Origin of the sequence: Caballeronia sp. AZ1_KS37 (assembly GCF_023631165.1) — a bacterium.
GTDB classification, from domain to species: domain Bacteria; phylum Pseudomonadota; class Gammaproteobacteria; order Burkholderiales; family Burkholderiaceae; genus Caballeronia; species Caballeronia zhejiangensis.
Genome location: NZ_JALQDP010000037.1, coordinates 134,829 through 147,795 on the forward strand (window position 1 = coordinate 134,829; position 12,967 = coordinate 147,795).

Consider the following 12,967-nt stretch of genomic DNA (forward strand, 5'->3'; position numbering starts at 1 on the left):
CCAACGCGCTTCCGGCCGAGTCATCCGATCCAAGTCATGAACAATTCGCCCCGGGCCTTCCTGCTGGGCCCGCTTCTCAAGAGCGTGTCGCGGTCGTTTTATCTCACGCTGCGCATTTTGCCGGCGGGCATGCGCGACCCCATCGGGCTCGCGTATCTGCTTGCGCGCGCCGCCGATACGATCGCGGATACATCGCTGATTTCGCCGCAGCGTCGGCTGGAATTGCTGCTCTCGCTGCGCGCGCAAATCAACGGTGCGCCCGACGACGGCGCGCTCGCGCGCATCGCGGGTGAGGTCGCGGGGCAGCAGGCGCAGCCGGACGAACGCGCGCTGCTCGAATCGCTCGATGCGGCGCTCGCGATCCTGCCGCAATTGAACGCCGACGACCGGGCCGCCGTGCGCGACATCGTCACGACGCTTTCCACCGGCATGGAGTTCGATCTGCGCACGTTTCCCGACGAAACATCGGGCGAGATCGTCGCGTTGCGGGAATTCGGCGAACTGGATCGCTATACGTATCTCGTCGCGGGTTGCGTCGGCGAATTCTGGACGAAGATGACGTACGCGCATATGCCCGGCACGCTGAAAGCCGCGCCCGACACGATGCTCGCGCTCGGCGTGCGCTTCGGCAAGGCGCTGCAGATGACCAACGTGCTGCGCGACTGCGCGAAGGATTTGCGCATCGGCCGATGCTATCTGCCCGAATCGATGCTCGCGCGGCATGGCCTCACGCCGCAAAATGTGTTGCGGCCCGAAACGTCGGCGCGCGCGCGGCCCGTGCTTTTCGAATTGCTGCGCACGTCGCTCGCGCTGTTTGAAGACGCCGTCGATTACACGCTCGCGATTCCGGCGAGCGCGATCCGTCTGCGTCTCGCGTGTCTCTGGCCGATCATGATCGGCCTCGATACGCTCGTCCTGCTCGCGCGCAACGAAGCGTGGCTCGATCCGCGGAAGGTCTCGAAGGTGCGCCGCAACGACGTGTACCGGATCATGGCGGCGTCGTTGCCGATGGTCGTATCGAACGGCATGTTGCGCGCGTGGACCGCGCGCCGCGTTCAGGCGATAGAAGCCGAAATCAGCGCCGCAACTCGGCCATGATGCGTTCGGCGAGAAAGTCGCACGGCGGCCGTTTCGACGCCGCGCTGCGCGCCAGAACCACTTCGAGCGTGCCAATATCGGGCAGGCCTTGCGCCGGCCCGAGCAGCGTGAAATGCGCCGGCACCGCGCATTTCGCGAGCGGTGTCACGGCGAGACCGGCTTCGGCCATCGTCAGCAGACCGAGCAGGCTTGGACTTTCATACGACGTCCGATAGCCGATGCGCGCGCGCTCCAGGCTGCGGATCGCGTTTTCGCGCGCGACGCTGCCCGGCAAAAACACGGCGATGGGCAAGGGCCGCTCCTTCCAGATCTCGGTGCCGGGCGCGGCGGCCCAGACCATCGGCTCGTGGCGGAGAAATTCGCCCGACAAACCCTTCACGCGCGTCGCGCAGACAAGATCGACCGAGCCGTCTTTCACCATCGGCGCGAGCGCGACGCTCGGCAGGCCGACCACCTGAATCTCGACTTTCGGATACGTCGCCGAGAATTTCTTGAGGATCGGCGGAAAAAGCGACGACGCGTAATCGTCCGGCACGCCGATCACCACGCGTCCCGTCACGTCCGGCCGCACGACCGCCGCCCATGCCTCGTCGCGCAGCGCGATCATGCGCCGCGCGTAGGTGAGGAGCACTTCGCCGTCCTGCGTCGGCACCACGCTGCGCGGCTTGCGCACGAACAGCGCCTTGCCCAGCGCGGTTTCCAGCGTCTTGATCTGCATGCTGACCGCCGACTGCGAGCGATGCACGAGCTCCGCCGCGCGGCTGATGTTGCCGGTATCCGCGACCGCGATGATCATCGAAAGGACGTCCAGATCGAGCGCTTTCATGGTGAGCGACCGGTTGCTATCAGAAATTCTGAACGATTCTATCAAAATTATGCGTTTTTCTTTTGCTTCGCCGCGGCGCATAGTCGCATCCAAGGAGCTAACTCATGAACGCGCGAACCGATCTCTCCGTCCTCACTGCCGTGCAAGGTCTGCCTGAACCGTCGTTTGCCACGACGAAATCGGGCATTTCCGTGCCGTATATCGAGTGCGGCGAGGGGGAGCCGCTCGTTCTCGTGCATGGCTCGCTGTGCGATTACCGCTACTGGGACGCGCAGATTCTGTCGCTCGCGAAGCATTTCCGCGTGATCGCGCCGAGCCTGTCGCATTACTGGCCCGCCGTCGATGCTTTCGTGCAAGGCGAATTCGGCTGGGAAGCGCATGTCGCGGAAATGGCGGAGTTCATCGAGGCGCTCGATCTCGCGCCTGTGCATCTCGTCGGGCATTCGCGCGGCGGCTGCGTCGCGTTTCATCTGGCGCGCGAGTATCCACGGCTCGTGAAGACGCTCACGCTCGCCGATCCGGGCGGTCCGCTGCAAACCTCGCCGCAGGCCACGCCCGCCACGCTGCCGCCCGCGACCAACGCGCTGCGCACGCGCGTGGCCGAGCTGATCGAACAGGGCGAATTCGACCGCGGCCTCGAAATGTTCGTGGATTCGGTCAGCATGCCGGGCTTTTGGAAGAAGAGCACGGAGAGCTTCCGTCGCATGGCGCTGGATAACGCGCTCACGCTGCCGAAGCAATTCCGCGATCCGCTGCCCGCATACACGCGCGAAGCGGCGCGCGACATCAAGTGCCGCACGCTGCTGATCGACGGCGAGAAAAGCCCGCGCATGTTCCGCAACAACGTCGAGAAGCTCGAAGAGTGGATCGAGTTCGCGGAGCGTCAGACGATCGCGCGCGCATCGCACGGCATGAACGTCGCGAGTCCCGGCGCGTTCAATCGCGCGGTGCTGGCGTTCGCCGGCGCATGGTGAGCCGAAAGCGGCTCACTGCAGCTTCCAGATGTTCGCTGCGATCGTGCCTTCGTCGTTGAACACGTTGATGATGTCGGGCACGTCGCTGATCGGCACGTTGTTCACGATCAGCGCGAACGCGAGCCTTCGTCCGCTTTTCGCGTCGATATAACCCGCGAGCGCCTGACCTTTGAGCGTGGTCGTCGCGGTGCCGTCGGGGTTTTCGGTGCCGGTCACGTACGTTCCCGTCTTCGCGTAGACCTTGCCTTTCGCGCCCGCGAGCGTCGGATCGGCTTCGAAGTCGGTCGTGCTCGCGAGCGAGCCGTCGACGCCGAGAAAAGGCATCGAATCCAGATACGCCGGGAACGCCGGACGGCCGTTCATCGCGCGCAACATCGCGATGACCGCGACCGGCGTCGCCGTCGTTTCGCCGCCACCGCTGCCGTCGATGAAATGCGTCTGGCTCATCGGCACGTTGAACGGCGCGGCGGATAGCTTCGCGTTCTCCGCCGCGAGCGCCGACTGAAGCGTGGTCGAACCGTTGTTCGCGACGCCGAAGAGCATGAGGCTCGTGTCCGCGCCGATGTTGTAGCTGACCTTCAGAATCCACTTCGAATATTCGCTGTACGGCTGCGATGTGAGCTGCGCGACGCGCGTATCGGCGGAATATGAATTCTTCGCGGGCAGAAGTTGCGTCGGGTTGTTTTCGACAGCCGGCGCCGTGACCCTCACGCCGGCGCGCGCGAGCGCCTCGATGAGCACCGTGCGCGCATAGTTCTGCGGCGCGGTGATGCGGAACGTGCGGATGACCGGGAAATTCGGCACGATCGGCGGCACGTAATTCGCCGGAATCGAACCGCCGATCGTGCCGGTGCAGGCAAGCGAGCCGAAGCAGGTCGGGTCCGTCGGCGTGACGGTGATTTTCGCCTCGGTGCCCGCCGCCGCTGTCATCAACGTGGATTGCACCGTGAACGCCGATGATTTCGGCCGATAGTCCACCGGCGTCGCCGAGCCGGCGCTGCCCTGCGAGATGATCGTATCGACGACATCGTCATTCACGAAGATCGACCGCAATTGAAATTCGCCGCGAAAGTCGAAGGGTTCGAAAAGCCGATCGTCGATGACGACTTCGCCGTTGACCTGCTTGATGCCCGCTGCCGCCACCTGCGCCGCGAGCGCGTCGTAGCCCGCGAGCGGATCGGGCGCGGTGATCTGCGCGTTGCCGAGATTGTTCGCTTCGTTGTGGTCGAAGTTGGTCCAGGCGAGCGTGCCGTCGGCGTTCGTGCGGCCGCCCATCGAGAGATCGCCGCTCGCGACGAGCACGAGATTGCCGTTGAGCGTGCCGGCCGCATCGACGGTTCCCGTGCGATACACCGGCGTCTGAAACTGATGCTGCGCGCCGTATTGATCGAGCGCCGCGCCGAGCGAAAACACCTTGCGCACCGACGCCACATACACCTGCGCGTTCGAATTCATGTCGTAGACGAGATCGCCCGAGTTCAGATCGACGACGCGCAATGCCCACGTCGCGCCCTGATACATGGGCTTTTTCATGATCTGCGTGATGGCGTCGGGGACGGACGTATCGGTGGAATCGGAGCCGCCGCAACCGGTTACGGACGTGACGAGCGCGCAGCCGAGAGCGAGAGCGGCCACGCGTGCCGGACTTCCTGAAAGCGGGTTCATGACGCGGCTCCGATAAAGGCACATCGCGCTCCGCACCGGAGCGAACATCCATACGTCGGGACTGCTTCACAGCGCAGACAGGACATGTCGGCGGCCGCCCATCATTTCGCAGCGAGGCGGGTGAGTGAATTAAATACCTTACACGAGCCTTGTCAAGCGAGGACTATCGCGAATCCAGTGCTTCAGGCAAGCGCTTTTTGTTTGAAATCGTGAATGCTTTTCGTCTGCTTGTTGTGACGCGACAACGGAAAAAAGTTTGGCGCGGGCTAACATCTTCGGCACCTCATCGCGAAGAAGAGGACACCTTGAGCACGGCCCACGACGATCTCGATGCATGGAAACGCCGGCGCACGCTCGAACTGGCGTACGAGCTGGCCGATAGCGGCCGCTACGAAGATTTCACCGATATCGCCTATGCGCTGCAATTCGAGCGCGGCATGGCGACCGCGCAAGCGCTGATCGACGACCCCGACATGCGCCGCGTGCTGAACCAGCGTTGCGGCGACGCGCGCGAAAAGCTCGCGCCGGTTCCGGAGCCCGTTCCCGAACCGGAGGCGATCGAAGCTGCATCGGAAGCATCGAACGATCATGCGCAACTGCCGCAAGCCGGCGACTTCACGCGCGCGCCATCGCTCTTCAAGCGCGCCCTCGGCATCGTCTGGCGATCCGGCAACGCGGGCGGCCTCAATTCCGCTCCTTCCTGAAGTTTTCTTGTCGCGGGCCGTGCGCCAGCGCACGACATCACCCCATTTGCGCGCAAATGGCGGATTTGCACGACTTGAGCGCCCGTCAAAACCTTTACACTTGCAGAAGCTGAACCATAAGCCCGGACTGTGCGCGCACAAGTCCGGTGTTTGAACTTCGAGGAGGAAATGTTCGTGGCTAACGAAAAGATGCTCGCGCAAATGGCTGAGAAGGATGGTTTCATCGCTGCTCTGGATCAGAGCGGCGGATCGACGCCCGGCGCGCTGCGGCAATACGGAATTCCGGACGACGCCTACAACGGCGACGCCGAAATGTTCAAGCTGATGCATGAAATGCGCGTGCGTATCATCACGGCGCCTTCGTTCACGGGCAAGAAGGTGATCGGCGCGATTCTGTTCGAGCGCACGATGGACGGCGAAGCGGAAGGCAAGCCCGTTCCCACGTTCCTGTGGGAAGACCGCGGCGTCGTGCCGTTCCTGAAGGTCGACAAGGGTCTCGAAGCCGAAGCCGACGGCGTGCAGATCATGAAGCCGATCCCCGGTCTCGACGATCTTCTGGCGCGCGCCGTGAAGCTCGGCATCTTCGGCACGAAGATGCGCTCGGTGATCCATCAAGCCGACGAAAAGGGCATCGCCGCCGTGGCGAAGCAGCAGTTCGAAGTGGGCGCGCAGATCATCAAGCACGGTCTCGTGCCGATTCTCGAACCCGAAGTCTCGATCAAGAGCCCGGACAAGAAAGGCGCGGAAAAGATTCTGCGCGACGAATTGCTGAAGGGCCTCGACGCGCTGCCGGAATCGAGCAACGTGATGATCAAGCTGACCATCCCCGACGAGGCGGATTTCTATCGTCCGCTGATCGAGCATCCGCGTGTCGTGCGTGTCGTCGCGCTGTCGGGCGGCTATACGCGCAGCGACGCGTGCAAGAAGCTCGCGCAGAACCACGGCATGATCGCGAGCTTCTCGCGCGCGCTCATCAACGAGCTGAAGAAGGACATGAGCGACAGCGAGTTCGACAAGACGCTCGAGCAGTCGATCGACGAGATCTACGAAGCGTCCGTGAAGAAGGTCTGACGCTTCGTTACTTGTTGGCGCGTTCGGTAGGCGGCGGCGTTTGCAGGACGGGCGCCGCCGCCCGAAAAATGTCCTCGCGCGTGCCGCTTTTCGGCGGATAGATGCGCTCGCCGTTGATCGTGCGCTTCGTCGCCTTCGCCGTCTCTCCTTCCGAGACGAGCTTTCTGTCCCATCCTTCCGTATACACCGCGCCCCACGGCCCGAGATCGCAGATGGTCGTGTACCAGTCGATCGACAGCGGCAGCATCTCCAGCCCGAATAGATCGCAGACGGCGTTGTTGCCCGCGTAACGTCCCATCGGCCGGCCATGCTGGCACGACATCACCGATGGCCGCGTGCCGTCGATCAATATGCGCGCGCAATCGCCCGCCGCGAACACGCCCGGCACGCCTTCCGCGCGCAGAAACGTATCGACGGGCACGCGTCCGAGCGGGTCCAGCGTGACCGGCAATTGCGCCGCGAGCGCGTTCGCGTGCATGCCGCCGCACCAGACGACCGTCGCCGCTTCGATGCGCTCGCTCGCCGCGCCATCGTGGAGCGTGAGACCTTGGCCATCGACCGATTCGAGCGTCACGCCTGGCCGCATCTCGACTTCGAGCGTCTGCAACGCGCCTTCGATGACATGCTGCGCGCCGCCCATCGATTGCGCGATCCGCGCCGAACGATCCGCGAGCACGACGCGCACCTTGCCGCGATCCTTTTCCGCGACGATCTCGCGCAGGCGCGCGGGCAATTCCGCCGCCAACTCGATGCCCGTCAGTCCCGCGCCGACCACGACCGCCGTATAGCGGCCGGGCGTGTCGGGCAGCGCGGGCAAGGTCAGCAGATGCGCCTGCAGCTTGCACGCGCCCGCGTAGGTGTCGACATCGAATGAATAGCGATCGAGGCCCGGAATCGGCGGACGCACGAGCACGCTGCCTGCCGCGAGGATCATCCGGTCGTAGTCGAGCGTCTCCGATGCTCCGTCGCGTTCGATCGTCACACGGCGATTCGCGCTGTCGAGGCTCGTCGCCTTCGCCTGAATCAGGTGCACGCCCGCGGGCCCGAGCACGGTATCGAGTTGCACGAGCGTCGGGTCGAGCGGCTGTTCGTAGTTGCGCACCCGCACGCTATGAAAAGGCACCGGATTGACGATGGCGACTTCCGCTTCGTCGGCGTGCCCGAGTTCGTCCAGCTTGCGCGCCGCCGACAGCGCGCTCCACAGACCGGCGAAACCCGCGCCAATCACAAGGATTCGTTTCAAGGCCATTCCCCTGATTAAACGATCGTTCGTGCTATGCGTCGCGTAGAGCGGCGCTCCGTTCTTGGTTATAGGCGATTCGCAAGGCGTTGGTTCTCATCGCGCGTGCCCGTATTAGTCGGGTTTTCGCCAAAAGTGATTTCGCCGTTTAGGTATTTACCCTAGGGCGTGCGATACCTAAACTCTGTTCAACGGTCGCGCACGAAGCAAACAAGGCAGCGTGAGCGGCAACTCAAAACTTATGGATGGAGGAAAGCATCATGAACAAGTTCATCGGTATCGCAGCGGTCGCTCTTGCTTTTGCCGCGCCGGTCGCATCGTTCGCGCAGTCGAATCAGCCTTTGACGCGCGCCGAAGTCCGCGAGCAAATCGTGCAATTGGAAAAGGCCGGTTATAACCCGAACGTCATCAGCGATTCGAAGTATCCCGCCGACGTTCAAGCTGCCGAAGCGCGCGTCGCCGCGCAAAACGGATATGGAGGTGTGGCGGATGGTTCAGCGCAATCGGGCGCTCGCGTCAACGCGGTTCAAGCCGACGTTTTCCCGACGTTCGCGCATCACTGAGCAGCAAGCCGCAAGCCGCATCACGAAACGCGCTGGTCTCGGACCGGCGCGTTTTTTCGTTCTAGAGCGGAAAGCCGCCTGCGAACGTCTCGCGCAAATATCCGATGAAAAGCGCGACCGCGCGTGGCACATGCGGCGCATAAGGCCGCACCACGAATAGCTGATCCGCGAACGCGCCGACCGGACGCCACTCCGGCAACAGCACGACGAGCTTTCCCGCTTGCACGGCGGCCTGCGCGGTGAAATCCGGCAAGAGCGCGATGCCGAGATCGTCGAGCGCTGCATCGCGCAGCACTTCGCTGTTGTTCGCCGCGAAAGGACCGCTCACCGCGAGCGTATGAGGCCCGGTCGAAGTCTTGCGCCCGCCTTTCCTTTCGAACGACCAGATGCTCGATGCCTGCGGCCGCGGATAGACGAGGCAATCGTGCGTGACGAGATCGTTGGGCGTCGCCGGCGTGCCGCGCCGCTTCAGATAGGCGCGTGTCGCGACGATCACCGAACGGGTATCGCACAGCTTCCACGCGACGTGCGTATCCGGCACCTGCGCGCTGTGCCGCAGCGCGAGATCGAAGCCTTCGGTCGCGATCGAACTCAACCGGTCCGATGCCTCCAGTTGCACCCGCACATCGGGGTGCGCGTGCAGAAATCCGGCCATGCGCGGCACGAGCTGCTGCCGCGAAAAGGCCATCGGCGCGGTTACGCGGATGAGCCCGCGCGCGACGCCCGCCATCTCCTTGACGCTCATGAAGCTCGATGCGATGCGCTCGTACTGCTCGCGCGTATCGTCGACGAGCCTGCGGCCCGCTTCGGTGAAACGCACGCTGCGCGTCGTGCGCGTGACGAGCGGCACGCCCGCCGCACGCTCCAGTTCGGCGATGCGCTGGCTCATCGCCGCTTTCGATACGTTCAGCCGCGCGGCGGCGGCCGTGTAGCTGCCTTGTTCCGCAAGCACGGTGAGCCAGTGCAAATGGGTCCACAGACCTTCGATCTTTTGCTCGTCCATCAACCGATTGTTTGCCAATATAAACAATGAGTTCAATCATAGCGTCTTTGCAAAGGGCGCATCGCTTCCTACACTGTGTCAATTGCCAAACCAGTCCGTGAGAGGAGACAGCATGCAAGCGTTCAACGACACCGCCGACGTCGTTCATTACATTCACGGCGAGCGCACGCATGGCTCGGCCACGCGCACGCAGCCGGTGTTCAATCCCGCGACGGGCGAGCGTCCGCGCAAGCTCGTGCTCGGTGAAGCCGCCGATGTCGATGCAGCCGTCGCGAGCGCGAAAGCCGCGTTCCCGGCCTGGCGCGACACGCCGCCGATCCGCCGCGCGCGCGTCATGCTGAAGTTCCTCGAACTGATGAACAAGCATCGCGACGAACTCGCCGCGATCATCACCGCCGAGCACGGCAAGGTCTTCTCGGATGCGCAGGGTGAAGTCTCGCGCGGCATCGACGTGATCGAATTCGCATGCGGCATTCCGCAACTGCTGAAGGGCGACTACACCGAACAGGTCTCGACGGGCATGGACAACTGGACGACGCGCCAGCCGCTCGGCATCGTCGCGGGCATCACGCCGTTCAACTTTCCGTGCATGGTGCCGTGCTGGATGTTCCCGGTCGCGATCGCGGCGGGCAACGCGTTCATTCTGAAGCCGAGCGAGCGCGATCCGTCGGCGTCGCTGTTCATGGCCGATCTGCTCAAGGAAGCCGGTTTGCCCGATGGCATCTTCAACGTCGTGCAGGGCGACAAGGTCGTCGTCGATGCGCTGCTCGCGCATCCGCAAGTGAAGGCGATCAGCTTCGTCGGCTCCACGCCGATCGCGAACTACATCTACGAGACCGGCGCGAAGCACGGCAAACGCGTGCAGGCGCTCGGCGGCGCGAAGAATCACATGGTCGTGATGCCCGATGCGAACATCGATCAGGCCGTCGATGCGTTGATCGGCGCGGGCTACGGCTCGGCCGGCGAGCGCTGCATGGCGATCTCGGTCGCGGTGCTCGTGGGCGATGTCGCCGACAAGATCGTGCCGCGTCTCGCAGAGCGCGCGCAGCAACTCAAGATCAAGAACGGCATGGAAGACGACGCGGAAATGGGTCCGATCGTCACGCGCCAGGCACTCGAACGCATCGAAGGTTATATCGCGCTGGGCGTGGAAGAAGGCGCCAAACTCGTCGTCGATGGCCGCGGCTTCAAGGTGCCGGGCCACGAAGACGGCTTCTTCACGGGCGGCACGCTGTTCGATCATGTCACGCCGGACATGCGCATCTACAAGGAAGAGATCTTCGGCCCGGTACTCGCGTGCGTGCGCGTGAAGGACTTCAGCGAAGCGGTCGATCTCGTCAACGAGCACGAATTCGGCAACGGCGTCGCCTGCTATACGAGCGATGGTCATATCGCGCGCGAATTCGGCCGTCGCATCGAAGTGGGCATGGTCGGCATCAACGTGCCGATTCCGGTGCCGATGGCGTGGCACGGATTCGGCGGCTGGAAGCGCAGCCTTTTCGGCGACATGCACGCGTATGGCGAAGAAGGCGTGCGCTTCTACACGAAGCAGAAGTCGATCATGCAGCGCTGGCCCGAGAGCACGGAGAAGGGCGCGGAATTCGTGATGCCGACCGCGAAGTAATCGATCGTTACGCGTGCAACTAATCGCCCGTTTTTTCCGTGTGGAAGAAGCGGGCGTTCGTTTTTGTGCCCCGGCGCGCCGATCCGTATGGAACGCCGTCGGTTGACCGTTCATGTGCAAGCGGCGAAGATTCAGCAAGAACGACAGCGACGCGAAGCCAATCGACATGCAGCGGCAATTCGACGACCTTCTTCTCGGCAGCATCGAACTCTTCTGCCTTGCAGCCGAACTCGGCAGCTTCACGCTCGCGGCGACCGCTGCGAGCGTCACGCCGGCGGCCGTGAGCCGCTCGGTCGCGCGACTCGAAAAGCGCCTCGCCGTGCGGCTTTTCGTGCGTACGACGCGCCAGATTCGACTGACCGATGCAGGCCGTCGCTACTTCGAGCAATGTCGCGATGCGCTCAATCGTCTCGCGGAAGCGGAGCGCGAAGCCACCGGCCAGCAGACGACGCCGAAGGGCGTGTTGCGCATCAGCATGCCGACGCCTTACGGGCATTACCGCATGCTGCCGTTGCTTGCGGAGTTCAGAAAGCGTTATCCCGATGTCACGGTCGAAGCGCATCTGAGCAACCGCAACATCGACTTCGCCGATGAAGGTTTCGACCTGGCGATACGCGGACGCGCACCCCGCGATTCCGGTCTGATCGCGCGCAAGCTCGAAGATGCGGAGTTGGTCACGGTGGCGTCGCCGGCTTATCTGAAGCGCGCGGGCGTGCCGAAAGCAATCGAAGATCTGCTCGCGCACGAATGCATCCAGTTCGAGATGCCAAGTACCGGACGGCCCGTGCCGTGGCTCTTCATGCAGAACGGCGAACTCGTGGAAATCACGACGCAAGGCGGCTACGGCACGTCCGGCGATGCGCTCGCGGGCATTCCGCTCGCGCGTCACGGCGCGGGTCTGTTCCAGATTTATCGCTTCACCGTCGAGGAAGAATTGCGCGCGGGCACGCTTGTCGAGGTGCTGCGCGATTACGGCGGATGCAGCAGGCCGTTCATCCTGCTGTATCCGCACGGCAGACATTTGTCGTCGCGCGTGCGGGCTTTTGTCGACTTCGTCGTCGAGAAGCTCGGCACGCGTTGAATCAACGTTCAGAGGATGCACATTCATGAGCAAGAACGCATTGACATCGCTACTCGGCATCGACGTGCCGATCATTCAGGCGCCGATGGCCGGCGTCAGCACGCCCGCGCTCGCGGCGGCCGTATCGAATGCGGGCGGGCTCGGCTCGCTCGGCGTCGGCGCGATGAACGCGGAAGGCGCGCGCAAGGTGATTCGCGAGACGCGCGAGCTGACGAGCAAGCCGTTCAACATCAACGTGTTCTGTCATGAGCCGGCCCGCGCCGACGCCGCTATCGAGCAGGCATGGACGAACTGGCTCGCGCCGGTGTTCGCGCAATACGGCGCGACGCCGCCCGCGAAGCTGAGCGAGATTTATACGAGCTTCGTCGTCGATGATGCCATGCTCCGGGTCTTCGTCGAAGAGAAGCCCGCGATCGTGAGTTTTCACTTCGGCTTGCCGTCGAAGGAATACATCGATGCGTTGCGCAACGCGGGCATCAAACTGATTGCGTCCGCAACCAATTTGCGTGAGGCGGAGCAGGTCGTCGCGGCGGGCATGGATGCGATCGTCGCGCAGGGCATCGAAGCGGGCGGACATCGCGGCATCTTCGATCCGCAAGCCGACGACGACAACCTCGGCACGTTCGCGCTGACGCGTCTTCTCGCCAGCAAGTTCGATCTGCCCGTGATCGCGGCGGGCGGCATCATGGACGGCGCGGGCATTGCGGCGGCGCTTGCGCTGGGCGCACAGGCCGCGCAATTGGGCACGGCGTTCGTGCCTTGCACGGAGACGTCGATCGATGCGGGCTACCGTCGCGCGATCTTGACCGATGCGGCCGAACGCACGACGTTCACATCGGCGATTTCGGGGCGCAAGGCGCGCGGCCTCGTCAACAAGTTCACCGAACTCGGGCGCGCCGAAGGAGCGCCTGCCATTCCCGCGTATCCGATTACCTACGATGCAGGCAAGGCATTGCACGCAGCGGCGAAAGCAAAGAGCGAATTCGGCTACGGCGCGCAATGGGCAGGGCAAGCCGCCGCGCTCGCGCGCGAGTTGCCCGCCGCCGAATTGATGGCGCGGCTGCAAGACGAACTGCGGGAAAGCATCGCGGGATTGCAGCGATATGCATCGCGTTGAA

Annotated in this window: 12 protein-coding genes; 8 read left to right on the plus strand and 4 right to left on the minus strand. The window is 63.6% G+C overall.

Features of this window, described 5'->3' with window-relative positions:
• Window positions 1–36 precede the first annotated feature (36 nt).
• Entirely contained in the window at window positions 37–1,098 is a 1,062-nt protein-coding gene (locus NCS00_RS25005) for a phytoene/squalene synthase family protein (protein ID WP_250441263.1), read from the plus strand.
• Here NCS00_RS25005 and NCS00_RS25010 read toward each other — a convergent pair.
• On the minus strand, window positions 1,076–1,924 hold the full coding sequence (locus tag NCS00_RS25010; RefSeq protein WP_008348983.1) for a LysR substrate-binding domain-containing protein: 849 nt from the start codon (window positions 1,922–1,924) through the stop codon (window positions 1,076–1,078). The genes NCS00_RS25005 and NCS00_RS25010 overlap by 23 nt on opposite strands.
• 104 nt (window positions 1,925–2,028) lie before the next feature.
• On the opposite strand from NCS00_RS25010, the gene NCS00_RS25015 reads away from it, so the two are divergent.
• Window positions 2,029–2,898 (plus strand): alpha/beta fold hydrolase, encoded by an 870-nt coding sequence (locus NCS00_RS25015; RefSeq protein WP_250441264.1) that lies wholly within the window; start codon window positions 2,029–2,031, stop codon window positions 2,896–2,898.
• A 12-nt stretch (window positions 2,899–2,910) separates the two neighbouring features.
• Here NCS00_RS25015 and dacB read toward each other — a convergent pair whose 3' ends face one another.
• The gene (gene dacB, locus NCS00_RS25020) at window positions 2,911–4,563 is read right to left on the minus strand and encodes a D-alanyl-D-alanine carboxypeptidase/D-alanyl-D-alanine endopeptidase (protein ID WP_250441265.1); all 1,653 of its coding nucleotides are present in this window, start codon (window positions 4,561–4,563) and stop codon (window positions 2,911–2,913) included.
• A gap of 305 nt (window positions 4,564–4,868) precedes the next feature.
• Between dacB and NCS00_RS25025 the strand changes: the two genes are divergently transcribed.
• Both NCS00_RS25025 and NCS00_RS25030 read left to right on the plus strand, forming a co-directional pair.
• Window positions 4,869–5,267 carry a hypothetical protein gene (locus tag NCS00_RS25025; protein WP_250436863.1) on the plus strand — a complete coding sequence of 133 codons (399 nt, stop codon included), beginning with the start codon at window positions 4,869–4,871 and terminating at the stop codon, window positions 5,265–5,267.
• A 174-nt stretch (window positions 5,268–5,441) separates the two neighbouring features.
• A complete protein-coding gene (locus NCS00_RS25030) occupies window positions 5,442–6,338 on the plus strand; it encodes a fructose bisphosphate aldolase (protein ID WP_008348976.1) in 897 nt (298 codons plus the stop codon).
• A gap of 7 nt (window positions 6,339–6,345) precedes the next feature.
• On the opposite strand, the gene NCS00_RS25035 is transcribed toward NCS00_RS25030, so the two are convergent.
• The gene (locus NCS00_RS25035; protein WP_250441266.1) at window positions 6,346–7,581 is read right to left on the minus strand and encodes an NAD(P)/FAD-dependent oxidoreductase; all 1,236 of its coding nucleotides are present in this window, start codon (window positions 7,579–7,581) and stop codon (window positions 6,346–6,348) included.
• 257 nt (window positions 7,582–7,838) lie between these two features.
• On the opposite strand from NCS00_RS25035, the gene NCS00_RS25040 reads away from it, so the two are divergent.
• Window positions 7,839–8,141 (plus strand): DUF4148 domain-containing protein, encoded by a 303-nt coding sequence (locus NCS00_RS25040; RefSeq protein WP_033536520.1) that lies wholly within the window; start codon window positions 7,839–7,841, stop codon window positions 8,139–8,141.
• 61 nt (window positions 8,142–8,202) lie between these two features.
• On the opposite strand, the gene NCS00_RS25045 is transcribed toward NCS00_RS25040, so the two are convergent.
• Complete coding sequence (locus tag NCS00_RS25045; RefSeq protein WP_175982612.1) at window positions 8,203–9,144, minus strand: LysR family transcriptional regulator; 942 nt, start codon at window positions 9,142–9,144, stop codon at window positions 8,203–8,205.
• Between the two features lie 112 nt (window positions 9,145–9,256).
• Between NCS00_RS25045 and NCS00_RS25050 the strand changes: the two genes are divergently transcribed.
• From NCS00_RS25050 to NCS00_RS25060, 3 genes are all read left to right on the plus strand, one after another.
• The gene (locus NCS00_RS25050) at window positions 9,257–10,768 is read left to right on the plus strand and encodes a CoA-acylating methylmalonate-semialdehyde dehydrogenase (protein ID WP_008348966.1); all 1,512 of its coding nucleotides are present in this window, start codon (window positions 9,257–9,259) and stop codon (window positions 10,766–10,768) included.
• A gap of 166 nt (window positions 10,769–10,934) precedes the next feature.
• A complete protein-coding gene (locus tag NCS00_RS25055) occupies window positions 10,935–11,849 on the plus strand; it encodes a LysR family transcriptional regulator (protein ID WP_250441267.1) in 915 nt (304 codons plus the stop codon).
• 25 nt (window positions 11,850–11,874) lie between these two features.
• Window positions 11,875–12,966, plus strand: a complete 1,092-nt coding sequence (locus tag NCS00_RS25060) for an NAD(P)H-dependent flavin oxidoreductase (RefSeq protein WP_250441268.1) — start codon at window positions 11,875–11,877, stop codon at window positions 12,964–12,966.
• Window position 12,967: the final 1 nt, after the last annotated feature.

Coding starts and splice junctions, on each gene's coding strand:
- NCS00_RS25015 (WP_250441264.1), top strand. CDS start 2,029: ATGAACGCGCGAACCGATCTCTCCGTCCTCACTGCCGTGCAAGGTCTG.
- NCS00_RS25040 (WP_033536520.1), top strand. CDS start 7,839: ATGAACAAGTTCATCGGTATCGCAGCGGTCGCTCTTGCTTTTGCCGCG.
- NCS00_RS25045 (WP_175982612.1), bottom strand. CDS start 9,144: ATGGACGAGCAAAAGATCGAAGGTCTGTGGACCCATTTGCACTGGCTC.
- dacB (WP_250441265.1), bottom strand. CDS start 4,563: ATGAACCCGCTTTCAGGAAGTCCGGCACGCGTGGCCGCTCTCGCTCTC.
- NCS00_RS25010 (WP_008348983.1), bottom strand. CDS start 1,924: ATGAAAGCGCTCGATCTGGACGTCCTTTCGATGATCATCGCGGTCGCG.
- NCS00_RS25050 (WP_008348966.1), top strand. CDS start 9,257: ATGCAAGCGTTCAACGACACCGCCGACGTCGTTCATTACATTCACGGC.
- NCS00_RS25005 (WP_250441263.1), top strand. CDS start 37: ATGAACAATTCGCCCCGGGCCTTCCTGCTGGGCCCGCTTCTCAAGAGC.
- NCS00_RS25060 (WP_250441268.1), top strand. CDS start 11,875: ATGAGCAAGAACGCATTGACATCGCTACTCGGCATCGACGTGCCGATC.
- NCS00_RS25055 (WP_250441267.1), top strand. CDS start 10,935: ATGCAGCGGCAATTCGACGACCTTCTTCTCGGCAGCATCGAACTCTTC.